The sequence below is a fragment of the Nocardia sp. NPDC051990 genome (genome assembly GCF_040680755.1).
Classification (GTDB): Bacteria; Actinomycetota; Actinomycetes; order Mycobacteriales; family Mycobacteriaceae; genus Nocardia.
Genome location: NZ_JBFAXH010000004.1, coordinates 517,994 through 540,247, shown reverse-complemented (window position 1 = coordinate 540,247; position 22,254 = coordinate 517,994). Strand labels below are relative to the sequence as shown.

Sequence of the window (22,254 nt, the reverse complement as noted above, 5' to 3'; positions counted from 1 at the left end):
TTCTGCGGGTCGAGGGCAATTTGGGTACCGCATGTGACAGCAACCACAGCAGAGGGTAATCATGACACTCACCACAGACGCCCAGACCCATCAGGGACCGACCGTCGCCCAGCCGGCAGTGCCCAACGACGGGCCGGGGCTGGACCCGGCGCAGAATCCGCCGGTGGCCGAGATCTTCGGTCAGGCCGCGGGCCCGGTAACCGGCCCGACGGGGAGCCTGGCATCACGGGTGGTCAATCTCGACAACATTGCGTGGACTCCCTTCCCCATGCCGGGCACCGCGTTCAAATTGCTCAACATCAACGAGACCAGTGGCGCGACCACGATCCTGCTGTATGTGTCCGAAGGCGCCCAGGCACCGCTGCACCGTCACCTCGGCGCCGCCGAGGCCTACAACATCTTCGGCAACTGGGCCTACGAGGGCGAGGCCGAGCCGATCGGGCCGAACTGCTATGTGTACGAGCCGGCGGGCGTCGTGCACCTGCCGAAGCAGGAGAACGAGTCGCTCATGTTCGGCATCTTCCATGGGCCGATCGTGGGATACAACGACGACGGATCCGTTGCCGGCGTCATCACCGCCGATCTGCTGTGGGATCTGGCCGCGGCCAATGATGCGATCGCCCATTTGCCGGCCCGCGTCGGCCGCTGACCGAGGGACACCGAAATCATGACTCGTTTAGCCGGGAAGACCGCTTTCATCACCGGAGCGGCCCGTGGCCAGGGACGCGCGCACGCGGTGCGACTGGCCGAAGAGGGCGCCAATATCGTTGCGATCGACATCTGCGGGGACGTGGCTTCGACGCGCTATGCCGGTGCAACCGCCGAGGATCTTGCGCACACCGCTGAGCTCGTCGAAGCCGTGGGAGGAAAGATCCTCACCGCTCATGTCGACGTGCGAAACAGCCGGGAACTCGACCAGGCGGTCGAAAAAGGCTGCCAGACCTTCGGTTCCATCGACATCGTCTCGGTCAATGCGGGCATCGCAGGCTACGGCCCGGCCGTCGAGCTGCCCGAGGACGACTGGCAGGAGATGATCGACATCAACTTGACCGGCGCGTGGAAGACGGTGCGCGCGGTAGCACCGTCGATGATCGCCGCGGGCAAGGGCGGATCGATCGTTCTCACCAGCTCGGCGGCCGGCATGATCGCCTTCCCCAACCTGGCGCACTACACTGCGGCAAAACACGGGCTCATCGGGCTCATGAAAGTGCTCGCCGTCGAGTTGGCGCCGAAGCGTATCCGCGTCAATGTGATCTGTCCGAGCCATGTCGATACTCCGATGATCCAGAACCCGGCGGTGTACGAGCTGTTCACCGGCGGAATCAAGGGCGCTACGGCGGATCAGGCCGCCGTGGCGATGAAATCCATGCACGCCCTGCCGATCTCCTGGGTCGACGCCGAAGACATCAGCAACGCTCTGCTGTGGCTGGCTTCCGACGAAGCCCGCTACGTCACCGGCGTCGTTCTGCCCGTGGACGGCGGATTGACCAGCCCGTTCAAGGTTCCGCACGAAACGTAGAACAACGCCGAGCCGGTTCCTGCTGCCCTGGGTGAACCGGCTCGGCGGCCGGGGCCTGTCGTGGACGATCTCGCAGCTGTCGGTCATGACGCGTATCGACTGCAACACCCCGCCGCAGCCAGCACCGGCACGCTTCCTACATGTCGTCTCTGTCCCGGCCGTCTTCGAAGACGAAGAGTGGTTCCTGGAGCCAATGCCTGGGATACCTGGGCGCCCACGTCGCCCGCGACACAGTCGATGGCCTTGCGCACGCCGACCGGTCCCGCGCAGAGTGTCATCGGCGTCGGGCCCCTCTGTGAATGATGCCGAGTGTGACCATCGACGGCACGCCGTCACTGGATTCGCATTTCACTGGTCCTGAAAACGAGGTTGAATGAATATCTCGCTTACCGTAGGGACACCGCGTATCCATAACAGCCAACCCCAGAGCTCGAAGATCACCTCCCTTGGGCAATGCCACCTTCTTCATGTCCAAGGGGTTTCGGCGCAACGTTGTTGGTAGTGCTGGCACTACCAATCGACACCAGTGGGCTCTACCCGGAATTCGGGTGCGCACGTCATGGGCGCGACCAGTCCGGATTTCTAGGCTCGAATCGTAAGGGAGCAACGATGACTCCCGGGCTAGAACGTGAGGAAATCACTGCTCATGAAGGTATTTCGGCGCCATTCCAGCATGGGCGCATTATCGGGAATCGCGATAATGGCGATCCTGACCACTGCGGCATGCGCGACGCCCACCGCCTCGGCACCGTCCCAGGAACTGATCGCCGCAATGGATCAGGTGGTCAAGAGCGGCTTCCCCGGTGTGCAGGCGGTAATCGACGGTCCGGGCGGGCATCGCACGCTGACCGCGGGCGTTGGCGACCTGCGGACGGGTACACCGTTCGCCGATAACGCGCAGGTGCGGGTCGGCAGCAATACCAAAACCTTCGTGGCGACGGTGATTCTGCAATTGGTGGCCGAGGGCAAGATCGAACTCGACGCACCCGTGGAACGGTATCTCCCAGGTGTGGTGCAGGGCAGTGGCAACGACGGCAACCAGATCACCGTGCGGCAGTTGCTCCAGCACACCAGCGGTGTGCCCGACTACTTGGGGCATGGCAGCGCCGAGGGCGGTATGGAGACTACGGGCAATCAGCTGGACCCCACCTCGGAGACGACCCGCCGTCAGCAGTTCGCGCCCGCTGACCTGGTCCGCATAGCCATGACGATGCCGCCGAATTTCGAACCCGGCGCGAAATCGGTCTACACCAACACCAACTACATCCTGCTCGGCATGCTCATCGAACGCGTCACCGGCCAACCGCCCGCCGCGGAGATCACCCACAGGATCATCGAACCGCTCGATTTGCGAGCAACGTACTTTCCGGCCGACGGCGACACCGGAATTCGCGATCCACATCCGTCGGGCTATCACGAAATCGATGGTAAGCGAATAGATTTCACCGACTTGAATACCTCATGGGCGGGCACGGCAGGCGCGATGATCTCGACCGGATCGGATCTGAATCGGTTCTTCACCGCATTGTTGAGCGGAAGGCTTTTGCCCGCAGCGCAATTCGCGCAGATGCAGCGGACCGTCCCCTTCGACCGCGGCCCCGGCGAGGGTTACGGATTGGGGTTGATCCATCGCCCCGTGCCGTGCGGCAAGGAAGTCTGGGGACACGGCGGCAGTATCCCCGGCTTCGAAGTCCGCACCGGCGTCGCCGCCGACGGGACCGCGGTAGTGGTGAGCACGAACCAACTGCCCGACAGTCAAGCGGGATTCGACGCGGTCGAGAAGGTATTCGATATCGCCATCTGTGGCGGATGACCAGCGAAAACATGCGACCGAGAACCGGAGGTTCGACAGTGCTACGCACTATGGTGATGGCCGTCCAGGCCGGCTTCGCCGCTCTGCTCGCGGGCACGGGACTCGCCTGCGCCACCCCTACCGACACCAACAGTCCGGCCCTGGAGCACTTCTATAGCCAACCGCTGCAATGGAAGTCGTGCGACAACTTGCGCCTGGACCAAGCGCACGCCCAATGCGCCGATGTGACTGTGCCGCTGAATTACAGTGCCCCGCAAGGTGAGACGATTACCGTGGCGATCTCACGCATGGCCGCGACCGATCCCGTGCGGCGGCACGGGGTGATGCTGTCCAACTCCGGCGGCCCGGGCGGGGAGGGGCTCGATTTCATGGTCGATGTCGGTGCGGCGATGACCCCCGACGTACGCGCCCGCTACGACCTGATCGGCATAGACCCGCGCGGGGTCGGGCGCTCGTCACCGATCGACTGTCACTGGCCGCGCGGCTTCGGTCTGCAAGCGGCCGGTATCGACGCCACCAGCTTCGCCGAATCCGTTGCCGCACAGGCCGATCTGGCAACCCGCTGCGCCACCGACGAGGGTGAGCGACTGCGGTACTTCACCACACGCAATACCGCGCGGGATATGGATGTGATCCGCGGCGTGCTCGGCGAGGAGCGGGTCAGCTACTTCGGCACCTCATATGGCACCTACCTGGGAGCGGTCTTCACCCAGATGTTTCCGGAGCGCAGCGACCGAATCGTATTGGACAGCAGCGCCGATCCTGATCGGTATGGGCCCGTCGGCATGATGCAGGATATGGGCCCGGCCAATGAGGCGGCGCTGGATAGGTGGGCGGACTGGACCGCGGCCCACGAGGACGAATATCACCTGGGCGCAACCCGCCAACAGGTGCGCGAAAAGGTGCTGGAGCTGATCCGTCGCTCCGCCGCGGACCCGATTCGGTTCGGCGACTTCACCATCGACGACCACACCCTGCCGGTACTGCTGTTCACCGAACTGGACGCCCCGCGAAAGTATCCGACGCTGGCCGCCACGGTAGGTCAGCTCGCCGAGGCCGCTGACGGCAAAACGGTCGAGCTCGCACCCGAATTGAATTCGGCGCTGGCCTTCATACTCAACGCACAGCCACGCGACAATTCGGCACAGCTCGCCATCATGTGCGGCGACGTGGCAGCACCAAGGGATCCGGCTTGGTACTGGGGCAATATCGAAGCTGCCCGCGCCAGCCAACCGATATTCGGCGACTTCGTCAACAATCTGACATCGTGTGCGTTCTGGGCACCGCCCGCCGAATCGCCAACGCGGGTGCGCAATTCGGTGCCGACGCTGATCGTGCAGTCCACCGGCGACACCCGCACACCCTATCCGGGGGCGTCCGCCATGCACCGGGATCTGACCGCATCCCGCATGGTCACCCTGCAGGATGTCCCGATCCACTGGATCTTCGGCAACTACCCGAACAATTGCACCTACGATGTGGTGAACACCTACCTCCGCGACGGCACCCTCCCGGCCACGGACGTGACCTGTCACGCCGACTGAATCGAACGCCGATCGCCTGAACCACAACACAGTTCGGGCGATCGGCGGACGAGCGGAAGTCACGCGTTCAGATATGCGAGCACCGCGAGCACACGGCGATGACCGACATCATCGGCCGCCAATCCGAGTTTCGCGAAAATATTCCGAATATGTTTGTGCACAGCACCTTCGGTGACCACCAACCGCTCGGCGATGGTGGCATTGCTGTGCCCCTCCGCCATCAATGCGAGCACCTCCCGCTCCCGGGCGGTCAATGCGGCCAACGGATCATCGGCCTTGCGCCGCACCAATAATTGCGAGATCACCTCGGGATCCATCGCGGTCCCACCGTCGGCAACGCGGCGCAGCGAATCGAGGAATCGGTCAACCTTGCCGACCCGCTCCTTGAGCAGATAGCCGACGCCACCGGCACCGTCGCCGAGTAGTTCGGCGGCGTAGGAATCCTCCACATACGCCGACAACACGAGCACCGGCAGGCCGGGATGCAGCTCGCGGGCGCGCACGGCGGCGCGCAGGCCGTCATCGGTGAATGTCGGCGGCAATCGAATGTCGACGACCACCGCATCCGGCCGGTCGGCGACCACCGCGGCGAGGAAATCGTCCGCATTGTCGAAGGCCGCGGCCACATCGATACCCGCGGTGTTCAGCAACAACACCAACCCCTCCCGGAGGAGGGCGTCATCCTCGGCGATCATGACCCGCACGGCAGCTCCACCCGCAACACAGTAGGGCCACCGACCGGACTGGTGAGCCCCATCCGCCCGTCCAGTGCCTCGGCCCGCCGCCGGATGCCGGCCAGCCCACCGCCGTACACCTCCCGCGCACCGCCGACACCGTCATCGGTGATCGCGATCGTCAACACCTCGGCGACACCGCCGAGCACAATCGAAATGGACTGGGCTCCAGAGTGTTTGGTGGCATTCGTCAAAGCTTCGGCAATGACGAAATAGGCCGCGGCCTCGACCGCCGCGGGAAGCCTGCCCACCCGACTCGAATCCAGCACCACGGGAATGGGACTGCGCGCGGCGAGCGCCGACAGTGCGCTTGCCAGCCCACGATCCGACAGCACCGGCGGATAGACACTGCGCACCACATCACGCAGCTCCGCGAGCGCGACGGTCGCGGTGTCCTGTGCCTTGCGCACCATGCTCTGCGCGGCTTCCGGATCCTGTTCACGCAGTTGATCGGCCAACCCGAGCTGCATGATCACCGCGGCGATCCTGGCCTGCGCGCCATCGTGCAGATCACGCTCGATCCGCCGCAGTTCGGCACCGTGCGCATCCAGCGCGGCCGCCCTCGTCGCGGTGAGCGCGGCAACCCGATCAGCCAGCAGAACATCCTCCGAGGGCGACAGCAATGTCCGGGCGGCCACAGCCTGCCAGCCCGCGATCATCGGCAGTTGCAGAGCCACCGCGGCGACCGGCACCGCGAGCATCAGGCTCAGCACTGCCTTCGGCCACGAGTCTACGGTGATACCGTAGTTGGCGATCGTGCCCGCGGGCAGCAACCGCCAATACGCCGGAATCAACAGCTGATTGACCGCGCTGACCGGCAACGCGACCGCCAGAATCGCGATATAGATCCCGGTCACCGCATGTAGCAGCAGCCACCCGATATCGCGGCGATTGGCCGGATCGGTAAATGCCGTCCCGAGTTGCTGCCGCAGATCGCCATCCATCGGCCGATATACCGCCTCGATCGGCGCACCCAGTCGCCGCGCTGCCCTGCGCCGTTCGGCTCCCATCAGGGGCCGGATCAACCGAATCGCCTCGGGAATCGCCGGAATCCCCACACCGATCAGACTCAGCGCCGCCACGACGAGCAGACCTATCAGCGCCAACATGGCCAAGACCGAGGTCGCGCCACCGACCGCCAGATACCCGATCGCGGACGGCAGCCGCCGCAGCCGGACCCGGACATATCGCATGGTCAGTGCTTCCACGACATCGTCACGATGCGACCGTAGTCCACATCACGGCGCCGGCAGCTTCCCCCGCCCACTCGGACCGCCACTGCCCGGAAACTGGGCAGCGGCGAGTTCAACCGGGTCACACCGATCCAGTCGCCTTCGGTCCGACACCGTTCGTCGAACTGCCGACACGACTCGCGGAACTCCCCACGGCATCCACCGTATTCTCGGACGGACTCAGTGCCTGGCCACCCGCGGTCAACATCCCGGTGCGCTCGACGACATCCGGCCCAGCACCGTTCGCCGCCGCATCACCCTCCGCCGCCTCGATACCGCCGACCGTCCGCAGCGGCACTTCCTTCCAGAACACCACCAGGATCAATGCGAACAGCGCCATGCCGGTCACCGACAGGAAAACCGTCGACATCGACTCCGCGAAACCGACCTTGAACGGCCGAGCCAGCTCCGGACTCAGCTGCTGCACGATCGAACTGTCCTTCAGCACCCCGCCTGCGGCCGAAGTATCCTGCGCGAGAAGACCTTTCGCGAGCGCGGCATCGGCGGGATTGCTGCTGTGCGCGGCCTCGACCACGGCGTGCTGGAACGCCGGATCGGTGGCCGCGGACTTCATCTCGGTGGAGATGTTCGGCGTCAGCTGCGCGAAGAGAATCGAGAGGAATACCGCGACACCCATCGTGCCGCCGATCTGCCGGAAGAACGTGGCCGCGGCGGTGGAGACACCCATATCCTTGGGCGGCAACGCATTCTGCACCGCTATGGTGAGCGGCTGCATGAGATTGCCGAGTCCGAATCCGGTGCAGGCCATGAAGATCATCGCGACCCACAGTGGGGTGTCGGCATTCACGAAGTGCAGTAGGAACAGGCCCAGCGTCAACATCGTCGCGCCGATAAGCGGGAAGACCCGGTAATGACCGGTACGCGAGATCAGCTGGCCGGATACGACCGAGCCGATCATCATCCCGAGCACCATCGGTAACATCTGCAGACCCGCCAGCGTCGGACTGGAGCCGCGCACCACCTGCAGGTATTGCGGCAGCAGCGAAATACCGCCGAACATCGCCGAGCCGACCACTACCGAGATCACCACGCCGAGCGCGAAGGTCTTATTGGCGAACATCCGCAGCGGAATCAGCGCCTTATCCTTCATAGTCTGCTCGACCAGCACGAACCCGATGACACCGAGCACACCGATCACATAACAGAGGATGGATCGCCCACTGCCCCAACCCCATTCGCGCCCCTGCTCGGCAACGACGAGCAGCGGAACCAGTCCGATCGCCAGCACGAGCACACCCCACCAGTCGACCCGGTCGGTGGAATGCGGCCGCTTCGGCAGCTCGAGCACCCTGGCGACGACGCCGAGCGCGATCAGGCCGATCGGCACGTTGACGAGGAAGACCCAGCGCCAGCCGCTGATCCCGAGGATGCTGTCCTGTCCGGCCAGCACACCGCCGAGCACCGGGCCGATCACGCTGGAGGTGCCGAATACCGCGAGGAAGTAGCCCTGATACTTGGCGCGTTCCCGTGGGCTGACGATATCGCCGAGGATGGTCAGCGCCAGCGACATCAGGCCGCCCGCACCGAGTCCCTGGAATGCGCGGAATGCCGCCAGCTGGTACATCGACTGCGCCATCGTGCACAGCACCGAACCGACCACGAAGATCGAGATGGCCGCCAGGTAGAAGGGCTTGCGGCCGAACATATCGGACAACTTGCCGTACAGCGGTGTCGCGAGCGTCGCGGTGATCAGGTAAGCGGTGGTCGCCCATGCCTGCATCGAATAGCCGTTGAGCTGGTCGGCGATGGTGCGGATCGCGGTGGAGACGATCGTCTGATCCAATGCCCCGAGCAGCATGCCGAGCAGCAGACCACTCATGATGGTCAGGATCTGCCTATGGGTGAAACCCGTGGTTTCCGCCACGGTGGCCGGTTCGGTCACGAATCGTTCTCCGTCTCGAGGTCGTACATGTTCTGGTCCTGGCGGATGGCCGCGAGCATGGCGGGCTTGGCCTGCTCGTAGTCGTCGACGAAGTGCCGCAGCAGCCCGGCGAACGTGGCCCGGTCCTGTGACGTCCAAGCCGCCATCACCCGGGTCAGGTTTTCGTGCCGCCGCCTGCGGATCCGCTCGGCGGCCTCCCGACCGCGCTCGGTGACGACCAGCACGGTGGCCCGGCCGTCGCTGCGATCGGCCTGCCGCTCGACCAGCTGCCGCTCGACCAGATGGGCGACGTGCCGACTGATCGTCGAAGCATCCGAATGCACCGCCTCGGCGAGTGCACCCGAGCGCATCGGCCCGTCACAGAGCAGCCGGAACAGAATCGCGAAGGCCGCCGGATCCACGCCATCCTTGCTGCGCAATTGCGCCGCGGTCCGTTCCCGGATCCGTTGCAGCCGAGTGAGCTGAATCGCTATCGCCTCGACCGACAGCTTGTCCTCATCCACTCGACTCACCTTTACTTGCGCCAATCAATTAGTTGCGTGATACAAGTATGTGCGCGACACAACGATTAGGGCAAGCGATTAAGCGGCCTTTACCGGCCCTTGAACTCCGGGGCTCGCTTCTCGAATACCGACTGGATGGCCTCGGTCAGGTCCTCGGACGGCAGGAATGCGGAGTTCCACGCGGAGACATAGCGCAGCCCGGCGGCCACCTGATCCTTGGTGCGCTGCTCAAGCACATCCTTCGCGCCCTGCACCACCAGCGGCGGATTCGCGGCGATCTCGCGCGCGCTGGCGTGCGCCGCGTCCAGCACCGCCTCCTGATCGGCGAATACGTCGTTGACCAGGCCGATCTTCTCGGCACGCGCCGCGTCGATATCTTTACCGGTATAGGCGAGTTCGCGCAGATGGCCCTCGCCGATAATGCCGGGCAGCCGGTGCAGCGATCCGATATCGGCGACGATCGCGACCTTCGCCTCGCGCAGGCTGAACTTCGCGTCCGCGCTGGCGTAGCGGATATCGGCGGCGGCGATGAGGTCCAGCCCACCGCCGATACACCAGCCGGAGACCGCGGCGATGACCGGCTTGCGGCAATCGGCCACCGCGGTCACCGCGGCCTGCATCCGGCGCACCTCGTAGAGGAAGTCGGTGCGCGGCGCGGCCAGGGCCTTATCCGCCATCAGTGGACCGAACGTGCCGGCCATCGCGGGCAGGTCGAGTCCGTAGGAGAAATGTTTTCCGGAACCGGTGAGCACAATGGCGCGAATCTCGGGATCGGCGTCCAGTCCGCGGAAGACCTCCGGCAACTCCCGCCAGAAGTCCGGACCCATGGCATTGCCCTTGCCGGGGCCGGTCAGGGTGACCTGCGCGATGTGATCCTTGGTTTCAACGGTGAAAGCCTGCCAATCAGTCATTCTTCCAGCGTAAAGCAGGTGTAAGCAGGGCAGCCGACCAGTCCGTGCCACGTGTAAATGCTGTGCAAAATCGGTGCCGGGCACTGGTTTTCACATCGGCATCGACCGCATCATGGTTGAGTCAGCAAACCCGCATCATCGGGCTCGGAGGCCATCATGCTGATGCATCAAGGAATAGGGCTGGACCGCTTCAATGGCATGGCTCGCGCTCGCGCTGTACATGCGCTGTTCGAGGTCTGCTGCAATGTCACCTGGGCGACCACGCTCGCCGATGCCCGCCCCTACCCGGATCGAGATGCGCTGCTGGCCAAGGCGGATGTCGAGTTGCTCGCGCTCTCCCAGTCCGATCTCGATCGTGCCTTCGATTCGGTTGTGCACGAACGGGTCACACAGCGCAGCGTGACCGAGCTGGCACGGGTCGTGCACGGCCGGATCTACCAGATGCTGGGGCCCACCGGGGGCTATCCGGAATATTGACCGACGAACTCGACCCGCGTACGGCCTGCAATAGCTCTACTCTGGTTCCATGCGCATGTCGCTTCCACCAGTCGCATGCCGGGTCGCAGATACCTTGATCGCGCGCGGCCACCACGGTGTCATCATCACTCAGCCCGCCCCCACGCCCACCGCCGCCGATGCGGCACGGGCACTAGGCGTCGATGTGGGCGCCATCACGAAATCACTGGTCTTCCTCCTGGACGATGATCCGGTGCTGCTGTTGGTCTCCGGCGCACACCAGGTCGATCTGCGGCGCACCGGCGAACGGCTCGAAGGCAAGCTCACCCGGGCACCCGCCGAACTGGTGCAGGAGGTGACCGGTCAGCCCATCGGCGGCATCGCACCGGTCGGCCATCCCACCAACCTGCCGACCTGGGTGGATAACGCGCTGTCCGCTTACCGGGAGATCTGGGCCGCGGGCGGTCATCCAAATACCGTGTTCCGCACCACGTTTCGCGAACTCGTGCGCATTACCGCCGGGCTTCCGATCGACGTGAATTGAATTCCCGCACCCGCCCCGCAACAGCGCGGACCGCGGAATGGAGATCAATCCAACAACCGTGCGACGGTCCATTACCGACAAACCCGGCGTAGTTTCGTCATGTGAGCGAGCGGAACGAGCGAACCATCAACACAGCACCTACGGTCGCAGCGGAGCTGGGCGCTAGCGAGGTAGAGCTGTGACCGAAGCTCAACCCCCCGCCACAGACATCCAGATTCCCGATGACCTGAGCGGTATCACCGCTGAGCTGTACCGCGCCTCCATGCGGCACTATCCCGCGGGCGTCACCGTTGTCACGCTGGGCTCCGCGAATGGTCCGGTCGGCTTCACCGCGACCTCCTTCGCATCGCTGTCCCTGGAGCCCCCACTGGTCTCTTTCAATATCGCCCACACCTCGTCGAGCCTGACGGCGTTGCAGTCGGCCGATTCCGTGGTGATCCATTTCCTCGGCGAACATCAGCACCATCTGGCCAAACGCTTCGCCCGCACCGCCGACCAACGCTTCAGCGACCGCTCCCTGTGGACCACCCTGGACACCGGCGAGCCCGTGCTGCACGGCACCCCCATCTGGATCCGCGCCACCATCCAACAGCTCATCCCCATCGGTGATCACACCTTCGTCGTCAGCCTGGTCACCCGGGTCCACGACAATACCGACGAACAGCCCAGCGCCGCTCCCCTGCTCTACTACCGCGGCCGGTACTACCGCCCGACCTCGCTCGAAGACTGAGCGCGGCCGGCGGATTCAGCTGCGCGGCAACGCTATAGATCGAGCCAGCGACCATCCGCCAGGCATAAGTGGTTGTGACGCCGTTGCCGCCTACCGATGCTCGACACCGAAGCGGGCCAGCCGAATCCCGAAGGTCCGCAACGATCACCATGCCAGATGGGTCCGTCAGTATCCGGGGGGTCGCACATGGCTGGGTGAACTCAGCGAAGTCGGAACGGCTAATGCTTCGAAGTAGTGGCGGTGTGCATAGCCCTACGGAGTTCGCTGTGTTGGCGAGTTGAAAGGTGTTGCCTGCGTGGGTGTGTCGATGACCTGATGCAGGTGAGGTTCCCGTAAAGGTTCAGCGACCAAACATCACCCGAATAGCGGAGACCTCGTGACCAGCGTATCGGTTGCAGGCGAGCGGATCTGCCCCACGCCCAGTGGGCGCAAGCCCGAGGCCGCCCCGGCCTGACGTGCATGCATAATAGCTGCGCCGCTGCCCTGCAGCGGCGGTATGAGGAAAGGACTTTCGGTTTTGCCGCCCGACCCGATGGCTGTGCACCCGCTGCCCGCTCATGACCGCGTAGTGTTTCTGAAGCCGCTGATCCGCTCGCCGAAGATCGTTGTGGGTGACTACACCTACTTCGACGATCCCGACGGCGCGACCGATTTCGAGCAGCGCAACGTGCTCTACGCCTACGGGCCGGAGCGGCTGATCATCGGCAAGTACTGCGCCATCGCGGCCGGGACCCGGTTCCTGATGGCCGGTGCCGAACACCCGACGATGGGTGTCTCGACGTTCCCGTTCACGATGTTCGGCGGCCGCTGGGCCGAACAGACTCTGGATGTCGTCACCGGTATGCCCAGCCGGGGCGACACCGTCGTCGGCAACGATGTGTGGTTCGGTTACGACGCGACCGTGCTGCCCGGGGTGCGTATCGGTGACGGTGCGATCATCGCCGCCGAGGCGCTGGTCACTGCCGATGTGCCGCCCTACACCATCGTGGGCGGCAACCCGGCCACGCCGATCCGGCGCCGTTTCGACCCTGCCGACGTCGATCGCCTGCTGCATGCCGCCTGGTGGGATTGGCCGGTCGAGCTGGTGACCGAGCACGCCCGCACGATCATGACGGGCACCCCGGCCGACATCGAGCGCATCGCCGCCGAGCATCGCGGGAAGGGCGGCCGATGACGACCGTCGCAGAATATCCGGTGTCCGCTCCCGACGAGGGCCCGTACGCGATCGCCACGGGTCCCGACGGCGCATTGTGGTACACGCTGGTCCACAGCGGCCGGATCGGGCGCTTGGTCCCTGGCCAGCAGCCCACGATCCACCAACTCGACCCCGACTGCGGCCCGACAATCATCACCGCTGGACCCGACGATGCGATGTGGTTCACCGAACACCGGGCACACCGGATCGGCCGGGTGACCGCCGGCGGCTCGGTGCGGGAGTTCGCACTGCCCACCTCCGAGTGCGGACCATTCGGCATCGCCGCAGGTTCCGACGGCGCCCTATGGTTCACCGAGACCAACTCCGACAGGATCGGCAGAATCGCTCCACAGGGTCAGGTGACCGAGTTCCCACTCCCGGCCCTGGGCTCGATTCCCGCCGCGATCACCGCCGGCGCCGATGGCGCACTGTGGTTCACCCTCAACGCCGGCAACGCGATCGGCCGCATATCGGCGGACGCGAATCCGACGATCACCCTCCACCCGCTGCCGACCGAGGGCGCCGCGCCCGTCGGCATCACCGCCGCACCGGACGGCGCAGTCTGGTTCGTGGAGATCGGCGCCGGTCAGATCGGCCGCATCGATACCGACGGTGTGATCACGGAATTCCCGCTGCCCGACCGAACCGCCCGGCCGCATGCCATCATCGCCGGCAACGACGGCACCCTCTGGTTCACCGAGTGGGGCGCGAACCGCATCGGCGCGATCACCATCGACGGCGCGATCACGGTGCACGAGCTGCCGAACGCGCAGTCGGAACCACACGGCATCACCCTGGGCCCGGATGGCGCGGTCTGGGCGGCATTGGAAATCGGCGCCCTCGCGCGTCTCGCGGTCTAGCGAATCGAAAGGGGACAAGGGATCCGCACCGCGGAACCCTGAACTACTGATGGGCGATCAACAGCGAACCCGCACTGTCGAAGCGCATTTCGAGATCATCGAGTTCGAGGAGAACGTCTACGACGAGCCCGCCGAGGGGCCCAAGCTGACCCGGGTCCGCATCCGCAAGCGCTACCACGGTGTGGTCGAGGGCTCCGGTGTCGTCGACGTGCTTACCGCGCAAGGCCGCGACGGCGCCGGATATGTGGCCAGCGAACGCGTCGAGGGAATCTTGGACGGACGCCGGGGCACCTTTGTCATCCAGCATGGGGGCTCGGCCGAGGGCACCGCACAGCGCACGTTCGGCACTATCATCCCGGGTTCGGGGACAGGTGAACTCACCGGCATCTCCGGCCGCGCCGAGGAAGCGCAGCGGGAAGTCCTCACACTCGAATACACCCTCTGACGGAACACCCGTCGAGTGTCCCGGCGGACGTCTTCGGGCTCGCCCTCGACATCGGCGGCCTGCTCACGGGCGCACTGCTCGCGCTCGGCAGCACACCCGCTAGCCGATCGAGCAGGGCGAGGTGCCGTCGGTGGAGTCGGGGCGGGCGAAGGGACGGGTCTCGGGTGTCGGATTCCAATGGCCGTCGGTGCTGGCGTAATTCCACGTCGCCCCCTCGGTGACCAGGGTTGCGATGGCCTCGACCAGCCGGTCCACATCGGCGGAGCTGGTGCCGACCCCGATGCTTGCACGTAGCGCACCGTCGAGACCGAGGCGCGCGAGCAGCGGATGGGCGCAAAAGCGGCCGTCGCGAATGCCGATGCCGTGTTCAGCGGAAAGGTAGGCCGCGACGTGGCCGGGGATGAATCCGTCCAGGGTGAAGGCGACAATGCCGACGGTGTCCGGGCTGTCGTCCCAGATGCGCAGCAGGTTGACCCCCGGGATCGCGGACAGGCCGGTGCGCAGGCGGTCGGCGAGCCATCGCTCATGCGCGGCAAGGGTTTTCGGATCGATCGCGCACAGTGCGTCACATGCGGCGGCGAGTGCGGCCGCGCCGAGGACATTCGGCGAACCGGCCTCATGGCGCTGCGGCGCGGATGCCCATTCCGCCTTGGTAGTGGTGACCTCACGGACCGCCCCGCCGCCCGCCAGATACGGTTCGGCGGCGTCGAGCCAATCCCGACGTCCGACAAGTACGCCCGCGCCGAACGGTGCGTAGAGCTTATGGCCGGAAAAAGCGAGATAGTCGATTCCGGTGTCGCGCAGGCTGATTCGACGATGCGGCGCCAGCTGTGCGGCATCGACCAGAATGCGGGCACCACATTGGTGCGCGATGGTGGCCAGGCGCTCCAGCGGCAGCACCTCACCGGTCACATTCGACGCGCCCGTGACCGCGAGCAATGCGGCTGGCCTACTGCACAATTCGGCGATCAGCTGACGAATGGTCTCCTCGACGGCCGCCGCCGCCTTGACGACGCGGCGCCCGCGCCGGGTCCAGGGCAGGAAGTTCGCATGATGTTCTATATCCAGCACCACGGTATCGCCGGGCACGCAGGCGGCGAGCAGATTCAGCGAATCGGTGGTGTTACGAGTGAACACCACGACCTGGTCGTCGGCGGCATCGAGGAAGCGGGTGACCGAACCGCGCGCGGCCTCGTAGCACTCGGTGGAGATCCGCGAGGCGTAACCGGCACCGCGGTGCACACTCGCGTAGTGCGGCAGCAGCTGCTGCACCCGGTCGGTGACCTGCGCCAATGCCGGTGCGCTCGCGGCGTAATCGAAGTTCGCGTAGGTGGTCGTTCCGCCCTGTACGAGCGGCACCTGGAGGTCGTCGCCGCAGACCCGGGCGAGGGCGGCACAGCTGTGATCGATCGCAGCGGTCATTACAAAATCCCATCGGCTATGGGACCCGAAATCTGGTGATCATCCGAGTCCGCGCTTGCCGCACCCGGTCAGGCTGCGGCCCTGTCGTCACCCGGAGCACCCCGCCGCGGAGGAGGGTTGCCGACCAGCTAGCCGGGGCTTGACGCTGGTACTCATGACACGAGGCGAGATTGGCAGATGCCGCACCGCCTGTCAAGCAAGCCATCGCTGCATACACATGCAGTTGAATAAATAACCTTGCAATGCTGAATAATGTGCGGTCTGATCGATCGGTGACGCTTTCGCTGCTGCTCAGCTTTGTCGGCCTGTGCATTCTGCTATCGATCACGCCTGGCCCGGATTCTTTCTTGGTACTGCGATTCTCGATCGTGGACGCGCGCCCCGGCATCGCCGCGGCGATCGGCTCGGCAGTGGGCGGGATCGGATGGGCGGTGGTGGTCGCGGCGGGCGTCGCGGCGCTGCTCGAACAGTCCGCGACGGCCTACCGGACGCTCAAGGTCATCGGCGGAATCTATTTGCTGTACTTAGGAATTCGAGCGCTGATCGAACACCGCAAGCAGCGCGGGGCCAGCACCGCCGCGGCGTCGGAGCCCTCGGGTGCGCAGGCCCCGACCTCGATTCGCTCGGCATTCGCCGCGGGCCTGGTGTCGTGCATGTTCAACCCGAAGGTCGGATTGTTCTATCTGGCGGTGCTGCCGCAATTCCTCACCGATGTCACCTTCCTGAACACCCTCACACTCGGCGCCATCGAATGCTCCATTGCCGCCGTCGAGATGATCCTGCTCGCGGTGCTCGCGTCACGGGCAGTTGCGATGTTGCGCCGCCCCCAGGTTCGCGATCGGCTCGAGCAGATCAGCGCGGCCATTCTCGCCATACTCGGCATCGGCACGGCCGCCTCGGCCGCGTGATGCGCCCGGCCGGTCGCCACCGGCCGAGCGCACAGCAGCCGCAGGTACCGTTGACAGTTGATCACCGTGGAGTTTGCTCACTGGTAACCCAACTGTGCGACAACAACGAGGAAGCGCTAGGCAGGTCTATGAGAGGCGGGCAGGACGTGATGCTGCAGCCGCAGGTCGACACCGCGGCGGGCACGGACCCGGCGAACGGGCTCCGCGCGCCCGGCCCCTTGCTGCGTGGCACATCCGCGCCGCAGGCCAGGACCCTTGTCGACATCCTGAACAGCACCGCGGCGGCCCATCCGGAAGCCCCCGCGATCGATGACGGTCAGGTGGTGCTCAGCTACACCGAATTGCTGGCCGAGATCGACACCGGCGTCATGCGCTTGACCGCGGCAGGTGTGTGCCCCGGCGACCGCGTCGGGGTGCGCATGCCGTCCGGCACCCATGAGCTTTATGTCACGATTCTGGCCATTCTTTTTGCCGGTGCGGCCTACGTCCCGGTGGACGCCGATGATCCGGAGGAACGCGCCCGACTCGTCTTCGGTGCGGCCCGCGTCACCGCGATCGTGACCGCCGAAGGCGTCGAACCGACCGTGGCCGCCGTCGAACGGTCCGAACCGACCGCCGTGGCTTCGACCATTCGCCCAACCCCGACCGACGACGCCTGGATCATCTTCACCTCCGGATCCACCGGCACCCCGAAGGGCGTCGCCGTCACCCACCGCAATGCCGCCGCGTTCGTCGATGCGGAAGCGCGCCTGTTCCTTCCGAATGCTCCGATCGGTCCGGGCGACCGGGTCCTGGCCGGACTCTCGGTCGCCTTCGACGCCTCCTGCGAGGAAATGTGGCTGGCCTGGCGCAACGGCGCCTGCCTGGTGCCCGCGCCGCGCGCCCTGGTCCGCACCGGTGCGGATCTCGGTCCCTGGCTGGTCCGTCGCGAAATCAGCATCGTCTCGACGGTGCCCACCCTTGCGGCGACCTGGCCCGCCGAGGCGCTCGACCCGGTCCGGCTGCTGATCTTCGGCGGTGAGGCCGTGCCGCCCGAACTCGCCGAACGTCTTGCCGGAAAACACTCGGCGCGGGCGAAGAGCGGCGAAGTGGTAGCGGACCACGCGGAGCCCCGCGAACACCCGGAATCGGATACCGATTCCGAGCGCGAGGTCTGGAATACCTACGGCCCCACCGAAGCAACCGTTGTCGCCTGTGCCGCGCTGCTGGACGGTGGCTTCCCGGTCCGGATCGGACTCCCGCTGGACGGCTGGGACCTGGCCGTTGTCGATGCCGCCGGAAATCCGGTGGGCGAGGGCGAATCCGGCGAGCTCGTTATCGGCGGTGTCGGCCTGGCCCGCTACCTCGATCCCGCCAAAGACGCCGAAAAGTACGCTCCCCTACCGTCACTCGGCTGGGACCGCGCCTACCGCAGCGGCGATCTGGTCCGCAACGACAGCGCGGGGCTGGTCTTTCTCGGCCGCGCCGACGATCAGATCAAACTCGGCGGCCGCCGCATCGAACTCGGCGAACTCGATAGCGCCCTACAGCACCTACCCGGCGTCACCGGTGCCGCGGCCGCGATCCGAACCACCAAGGCGGGCAATAAGATCCTCGTCGGCTACCTGACCGGCACCGCACCCGACTTCGACCTCAAGGCCGCCAGAGCCCAACTCGCCGAACAACTTCCGGCCCCGCTGGTCCCCCGGCTGGCCATCGTCGCCGACCTGCCCACCCGCACCTCGGGCAAGGTCGACCGCGATGCCCTGCCGTGGCCGCTGCCGAACACCTCCGAACCCGACACCGCGCGCGGCGACCTCACCGAAACCGAGCAGTGGATTGCCGGGCTGTGGGATTCGATTCTCGGCGCCGAGGTCACCGGACCGGATACCGACTTCTTCGATCTCGGCGGCGGCTCGCTTTCGGCCGCCCAATTGGTCACCGCACTGCGCGAACGTTATCCGGGCAGCACTGTCGCCGATCTCTACGACCATCCACGCCTCGGCGCACTGGCCGACCTGCTCGACGAGACCGCGCCGAGCGCCGCCGTCGAGGCACGCATCGTGCGCCCGACGCCGCTGCGCGCCCAATGCGTCCAGATGCTGGCCACCGTCCCGCTGACAACGCTCACCGGACTGCAGTGGCTCACCTGGTTGGCCATTGTCGGCAATATCGCGGGCTGGTCCGGCTCGTTGCCGTGGCTGCCGCATCTGTCCTGGTGGTGGACGCTGGCCGCGTTCCTGCTGTTCATCTCACCGCCCGGTCGCATGGCGATCTGCGCGACCGGCGCCCGAATTCTGCTGCGCGGCGTGCGCCCCGGCAGCTATCCGCGCGGCGGATCGGAGCACCTGCGACTGTGGGCGGCGGTCCGGCTCTCGGAAGCCAGCGGAGCCGAGAGCCTGTCCGGTGCGCCGTGGATGGTGCCGTTCGCGCGGGCACTCGGCGCGAAGATCGGCACGGGCGTCGACCTGCACACCCTGCCGCCGGTCACCGGCATGCTCGAACTCGGCGACGGCTGCAGTGTGGAGCCCGAGGTCGACCTGTCCGGCTATTGGATCGATGGCGACGTGGTGCACATCGGCCCGATCACCATCGGCGCGGGCGCGGTGGTCGGCGCGCGCTCGATCCTGTTGCCCGGCAGCAAAATCGGTAAGAACGCCGAGATCGCGGCTGGATCTTCGGTATCAGGCAAGGTCAAGCCCGAACAGGAGTGGGCGGGCTCGCCCGCCACCAAAGTCGGTAAGGCCCCGCATCGTTGGCCCGCGCACACCCCCGCGCGGGCCGCGCACTGGGTCGCGATTTTCGGCGTGACCTCGATGGCATTGGCGGCCATGCCCATTCTCGGTCTGGCCGCGGGCGGCGCCTTCATCGCCTGGTTCATCCGCGACGCCAAGACCCTCGCGGGTGCGCTCGGCAAGGGTTTCGCCATCCTGCCCGTCGCGACATTGCTCAGCCTCGCCCTATACGCCGTGGCCACGGTCATCGCGGTCCGGCTGCTCAGCATCGGACTCACCGAGGGCCATCATCCCGTTCGCAGCCGAGTCGGCTGGCAGGCCTGGGCCACCGAGCGGCTGCTGGATTCGGCGCGCACCTTCCTGTTCCCGCTCTACGCCAGCCTGCTGACCCCGCCGTGGCTGCGCCTGCTCGGCGCAAAGGTCGGCAAGAGCGTCGAGGCGTCCACGGTGCTGCTACTACCGAAATTCACCACCGTCGCCGATGGCGCGTTCCTCGCCGACGACACCATGATCGCCAGCTACGAACTCGGCGGCGGCTGGCTGCATATCGGCGACGCGAAGGTCGGCAAGCGCGCCTTCCTCGGCAACTCCGGGATGACCGCACCCGGTCGACGGGTGCCGAAAAACGGGCTGGTCGCGGTGCTCTCGGCCGCACCGTCCAAGGCCAAGGCAGGTTCGTCCTGGCTCGGCAGCCCACCGGTCCGACTGCGCCGCGCCGCCGAAACCGGCGATACCGAACGCACCTTCAACCCGCCGCTGCGGCTGAAGGTGTTCCGCGCCATCGTGGAAACCTGCCGACTCATCCCGGTGCTGGTGACCTTCGCCATCGGCCTCGGTGTGCTGTTCACCCTGGCCTGGATCGCGGAATCGGCCGGATACCTGGTTGCCGGACTGCTCTGCGGATTGGTGCTGATGACCGCCGGTGCGATCGCGGGGGCGAGTGCGGTTACCGCGAAGTGGCTGCTGGTCGGGCGCATCGGCGCCGAGGAGCATCCGCTGTGGAGTTCGTTCGTGTGGCGCAACGAGGTTGCCGACACCTTCGTCGAAACCGTTGCCGCACCTTGGTTCGCGCGCGCCGCGACCGGCACGCCCGTACTGAATCTGTGGCTCCGTGGACTCGGCGCGAAGATCGGACGCGGGGTATGGTGCGAGTCCTACTGGCTACCGGAGGCGGACCTGGTGACACTCGGTGACGGTGCGACCGTGGAACGAGGCTGTGTGGTGCAGACCCACCTCTTCCACGATCGAATCATGGCCATGGACACCGTAACTCTCGGTGCCGGCGCCACCCTCGGGCCGCATTGCGTCGCCTTGCCCGCCGCGAGTATCGGCGCGGGCGCGACCATCGGTCCCGCATCGCTGGTCATGCGCGGCGACACCGTGCCGCCGTCCACCCGCTGGTGGGGCAATCCGATCGCGCCGTGGTCCAGTGCGGCGCCGAGGCCAAGTGAGGTCGGAGCGGCCAACTGATGCGTGGCAAGTTCTACGAAGAGCCCATCGACGAGTACCTACCGCAGAACGGAAATCGGGGCTATCGAGTATCGCGGTACGAACTGGAGCTGACCTATAAGGTCGCCAGCAACCGTCTGGCGGGCCGGGCCGCGATCACCGCGGTGACCACCGGCGTGCGGGACCGTTTCGCGTTCGACCTGGCCCAGGCGCTCGCCGTCGCCAAGGTCTTCGTCAACGGGACCAAGGCCGCGAAATACACCCATCAGCACGGCAAACTCGTGATCACCCCGCAGCAGCGGATTCCGGCGGGCGGCGCGCTCGGCCTGGTCATCCAGTATGCGGGCATACCGAAGCCGGTGCGCGGGCCGTGGGGTGAGGTCGGCTGGGAGGAATTGTCCGAGGGCGCCCTGGTCGCCAGTCAGCCCAATGGCGCCGCGTCCTGGTTCCCCTGTGACGATCACCCGAGTTCCAAAGCCAGCTACCGAATTTCGATCACCACCGACACCCCGTACTACGCGCTGGCCAACGGCACCCTGGTGCGTAAGCAGACCAAGGCCAGCCAGACCACCTGGGTCTACGAACAGCCCGAACCGATGTCGAGCTATCTGGCCACCATCCAGATCGGGCCGTACCGGAAACACCGCATCGGTAGCCCGCGCCGTTCGGTGCCGATGCAGGCCATCATCCCGCCGCGACTGCGCGCGGATTTCGACCACGACTTCGAGCGCCAGCCGAAGATGATGGAGCTGTTCACCGAGAAGTTCGGTCCGTATCCGTTCGAGGGGTACACCGTGGTGATCACCGATGACGACCTCGAGATCCCGATCGAGGCCCAGGGCATCTCCGTCTTCGGCGCCAACCACTGCGACGGCCGCCGCGGCGCGGAACGCCTTGTCGCACACGAACTCGCGCACCAGTGGTTCGGCAATAGCCTCACCATCGGGCAATGGCGTGATATCTGGCTGCACGAGGGCTTCGCCTGCTATGCCGAGTGGATCTGGTCGGAGGCCGCGGGCGGGCCGACCGCCGATCAGCTGGCGCGCGCCGCCCGACACAATCTGTCCAGGGAGCCGCAGGACATCATCGTCGGCGATCCGGGCCCACAGCGCATGTTCGACGATCGGGTATACAAGCGCGGCGCCCTCACCCTGCATGCCCTGCGCCTGGAACTCGGCGCATCAGCCTTCTGGGATCTACTGCGCGAGTGGACGATTCGCTATCGGCACGGGTCGGTGAGCACCGAGGAGTTCACCGATCTGGCCGGGCATTACAGTCTGGTGTCGCTGCGGCCGCTGTGGGATGCGTGGTTGCGCACCAAGCCACTGCCGCAATTGCCGCCGTCCGGCGGATAGTCCAGCACGACCTCGCG

The 22,254-nt window shown here is 66.0% G+C and carries 19 protein-coding genes and 1 riboswitch; of the genes, 13 read left to right on the top strand and 6 right to left on the bottom strand.

From position 1 onward, the window contains the following. Nucleotides 1-61: 61 nt before the first annotated feature. The 4 genes from AB0L63_RS11645 to AB0L63_RS11630 all read left to right on the top strand — a co-directional run bounded on the left by AB0L63_RS11645 (nucleotide 62) and on the right by AB0L63_RS11630 (nucleotide 4,876). A complete protein-coding gene (locus AB0L63_RS11645; RefSeq protein WP_364498106.1) occupies nucleotides 62-649 on the top strand; it encodes a cupin domain-containing protein in 588 nt (195 codons plus the stop codon). An 18-nt stretch (nucleotides 650-667) separates the two neighbouring features. Beyond that, nucleotides 668-1,519 (top strand): mycofactocin-coupled SDR family oxidoreductase, encoded by an 852-nt coding sequence (locus AB0L63_RS11640; protein ID WP_364498103.1) that lies wholly within the window; start codon nucleotides 668-670, stop codon nucleotides 1,517-1,519. A gap of 700 nt (nucleotides 1,520-2,219) precedes the next feature. Next, complete coding sequence (locus AB0L63_RS11635; RefSeq protein WP_364498100.1) at nucleotides 2,220-3,332, top strand: serine hydrolase domain-containing protein; 1,113 nt, start codon at nucleotides 2,220-2,222, stop codon at nucleotides 3,330-3,332. 38 nt (nucleotides 3,333-3,370) lie between these two features. Beyond that, entirely contained in the window at nucleotides 3,371-4,876 is a 1,506-nt protein-coding gene (locus tag AB0L63_RS11630; RefSeq protein WP_364498097.1) for an alpha/beta hydrolase, read from the top strand. Between the two features lie 59 nt (nucleotides 4,877-4,935). Here the strand turns inward: AB0L63_RS11630 and AB0L63_RS11625 are convergent, their stop codons facing one another. The 5 genes from AB0L63_RS11625 to AB0L63_RS11605 all read right to left on the bottom strand — a co-directional run bounded on the left by AB0L63_RS11625 (nucleotide 4,936) and on the right by AB0L63_RS11605 (nucleotide 10,159). Beyond that, a complete protein-coding gene (locus tag AB0L63_RS11625) occupies nucleotides 4,936-5,580 on the bottom strand; it encodes a response regulator transcription factor (protein ID WP_364498094.1) in 645 nt (214 codons plus the stop codon). Beyond that, nucleotides 5,568-6,803, bottom strand: a complete 1,236-nt coding sequence (locus tag AB0L63_RS11620) for a sensor domain-containing protein (RefSeq protein WP_364498091.1) — start codon at nucleotides 6,801-6,803, stop codon at nucleotides 5,568-5,570. The genes AB0L63_RS11625 and AB0L63_RS11620 overlap by 13 nt, the downstream gene beginning before the upstream one ends. Before the next feature lie 121 nt (nucleotides 6,804-6,924). Beyond that, nucleotides 6,925-8,682: an MDR family MFS transporter gene (locus tag AB0L63_RS11615; RefSeq protein WP_364498260.1), complete on the bottom strand. Its 1,758-nt coding sequence runs from the start codon at nucleotides 8,680-8,682 to the stop codon at nucleotides 6,925-6,927. 59 nt (nucleotides 8,683-8,741) lie between these two features. Beyond that, a complete protein-coding gene (locus AB0L63_RS11610) occupies nucleotides 8,742-9,248 on the bottom strand; it encodes a MarR family transcriptional regulator (protein ID WP_364498088.1) in 507 nt (168 codons plus the stop codon). An 89-nt stretch (nucleotides 9,249-9,337) separates the two neighbouring features. Next, a complete protein-coding gene (locus AB0L63_RS11605; RefSeq protein ID WP_364498085.1) occupies nucleotides 9,338-10,159 on the bottom strand; it encodes a crotonase/enoyl-CoA hydratase family protein in 822 nt (273 codons plus the stop codon). 156 nt (nucleotides 10,160-10,315) lie between these two features. Here AB0L63_RS11605 and AB0L63_RS11600 point away from each other — a divergent pair, with 156 nt between their 5' ends. From AB0L63_RS11600 to AB0L63_RS11575, 6 genes are all read left to right on the top strand, one after another. Then, on the top strand, nucleotides 10,316-10,636 hold the full coding sequence (locus tag AB0L63_RS11600) for a 2-oxo-4-hydroxy-4-carboxy-5-ureidoimidazoline decarboxylase (protein ID WP_364498082.1): 321 nt from the start codon (nucleotides 10,316-10,318) through the stop codon (nucleotides 10,634-10,636). Between the two features lie 49 nt (nucleotides 10,637-10,685). Then, nucleotides 10,686-11,159, top strand: coding sequence for a YbaK/EbsC family protein (locus tag AB0L63_RS11595; protein ID WP_364498080.1), 474 nt, complete (start codon nucleotides 10,686-10,688; stop codon nucleotides 11,157-11,159). 178 nt (nucleotides 11,160-11,337) lie between these two features. Next, the gene (locus AB0L63_RS11590) at nucleotides 11,338-11,889 is read left to right on the top strand and encodes a flavin reductase family protein (RefSeq protein WP_364498077.1); all 552 of its coding nucleotides are present in this window, start codon (nucleotides 11,338-11,340) and stop codon (nucleotides 11,887-11,889) included. 496 nt (nucleotides 11,890-12,385) lie between these two features. Next, the gene (locus AB0L63_RS11585; protein WP_364498074.1) at nucleotides 12,386-13,063 is read left to right on the top strand and encodes a CatB-related O-acetyltransferase; all 678 of its coding nucleotides are present in this window, start codon (nucleotides 12,386-12,388) and stop codon (nucleotides 13,061-13,063) included. Further along, nucleotides 13,060-13,944 carry a virginiamycin B lyase gene (locus AB0L63_RS11580; protein ID WP_364498072.1) on the top strand — a complete coding sequence of 295 codons (885 nt, stop codon included), beginning with the start codon at nucleotides 13,060-13,062 and terminating at the stop codon, nucleotides 13,942-13,944. The genes AB0L63_RS11585 and AB0L63_RS11580 overlap by 4 nt, the downstream gene beginning before the upstream one ends. Nucleotides 13,945-13,993: 49 nt before the next feature. Next, a complete protein-coding gene (locus tag AB0L63_RS11575; protein ID WP_364498069.1) occupies nucleotides 13,994-14,389 on the top strand; it encodes a DUF3224 domain-containing protein in 396 nt (131 codons plus the stop codon). A gap of 99 nt (nucleotides 14,390-14,488) precedes the next feature. Here the strand turns inward: AB0L63_RS11575 and AB0L63_RS11570 are convergent, their stop codons facing one another. Beyond that, nucleotides 14,489-15,811, bottom strand: a complete 1,323-nt coding sequence (locus tag AB0L63_RS11570) for an aminotransferase class V-fold PLP-dependent enzyme (RefSeq protein ID WP_364498067.1) — start codon at nucleotides 15,809-15,811, stop codon at nucleotides 14,489-14,491. A gap of 46 nt (nucleotides 15,812-15,857) precedes the next feature. Next, a riboswitch (SAM riboswitch) is annotated at nucleotides 15,858-15,971 on the bottom strand. A gap of 112 nt (nucleotides 15,972-16,083) precedes the next feature. Between AB0L63_RS11570 and AB0L63_RS11565 the strand changes: the two genes are divergently transcribed. The 3 genes from AB0L63_RS11565 (at nucleotide 16,084) to AB0L63_RS11555 (ending at nucleotide 22,237) form a co-directional block, all read left to right on the top strand. Then, entirely contained in the window at nucleotides 16,084-16,719 is a 636-nt protein-coding gene (locus tag AB0L63_RS11565) for a LysE family translocator (RefSeq protein ID WP_364498064.1), read from the top strand. Between the two features lie 128 nt (nucleotides 16,720-16,847). Beyond that, nucleotides 16,848-20,903, top strand: a complete 4,056-nt coding sequence (locus AB0L63_RS11560; RefSeq protein WP_364498061.1) for a Pls/PosA family non-ribosomal peptide synthetase — start codon at nucleotides 16,848-16,850, stop codon at nucleotides 20,901-20,903. Further along, entirely contained in the window at nucleotides 20,903-22,237 is a 1,335-nt protein-coding gene (locus AB0L63_RS11555; RefSeq protein ID WP_364498059.1) for a M1 family metallopeptidase, read from the top strand. Before AB0L63_RS11560 ends, AB0L63_RS11555 begins: the two co-directional genes overlap by 1 nt. Nucleotides 22,238-22,254 lie beyond the last annotated feature (17 nt).

Excerpts from the sequence above, each read along its gene's own strand:
- AB0L63_RS11620 (WP_364498091.1), bottom strand. The coding sequence starts at position 6,803 with ATGCGATATGTCCGGGTCCGGCTGCGGCGGCTGCCGTCCGCGATCGGG.
- AB0L63_RS11605 (WP_364498085.1), bottom strand. The coding sequence starts at position 10,159 with ATGACTGATTGGCAGGCTTTCACCGTTGAAACCAAGGATCACATCGCG.
- AB0L63_RS11615 (WP_364498260.1), bottom strand. The coding sequence starts at position 8,682 with ATGAGTGGTCTGCTGCTCGGCATGCTGCTCGGGGCATTGGATCAGACG.
- AB0L63_RS11595 (WP_364498080.1), top strand. The coding sequence starts at position 10,686 with ATGCGCATGTCGCTTCCACCAGTCGCATGCCGGGTCGCAGATACCTTG.
- AB0L63_RS11555 (WP_364498059.1), top strand. The coding sequence starts at position 20,903 with ATGCGTGGCAAGTTCTACGAAGAGCCCATCGACGAGTACCTACCGCAG.
- AB0L63_RS11570 (WP_364498067.1), bottom strand. The coding sequence starts at position 15,811 with ATGACCGCTGCGATCGATCACAGCTGTGCCGCCCTCGCCCGGGTCTGC.
- AB0L63_RS11645 (WP_364498106.1), top strand. The coding sequence starts at position 62 with ATGACACTCACCACAGACGCCCAGACCCATCAGGGACCGACCGTCGCC.
- AB0L63_RS11635 (WP_364498100.1), top strand. The coding sequence starts at position 2,220 with ATGGCGATCCTGACCACTGCGGCATGCGCGACGCCCACCGCCTCGGCA.
- AB0L63_RS11575 (WP_364498069.1), top strand. The coding sequence starts at position 13,994 with ATGGGCGATCAACAGCGAACCCGCACTGTCGAAGCGCATTTCGAGATC.
- AB0L63_RS11600 (WP_364498082.1), top strand. The coding sequence starts at position 10,316 with ATGCTGATGCATCAAGGAATAGGGCTGGACCGCTTCAATGGCATGGCT.
- AB0L63_RS11585 (WP_364498074.1), top strand. The coding sequence starts at position 12,386 with ATGAGGAAAGGACTTTCGGTTTTGCCGCCCGACCCGATGGCTGTGCAC.
- AB0L63_RS11560 (WP_364498061.1), top strand. The coding sequence starts at position 16,848 with ATGAGAGGCGGGCAGGACGTGATGCTGCAGCCGCAGGTCGACACCGCG.
- AB0L63_RS11580 (WP_364498072.1), top strand. The coding sequence starts at position 13,060 with ATGACGACCGTCGCAGAATATCCGGTGTCCGCTCCCGACGAGGGCCCG.
- AB0L63_RS11640 (WP_364498103.1), top strand. The coding sequence starts at position 668 with ATGACTCGTTTAGCCGGGAAGACCGCTTTCATCACCGGAGCGGCCCGT.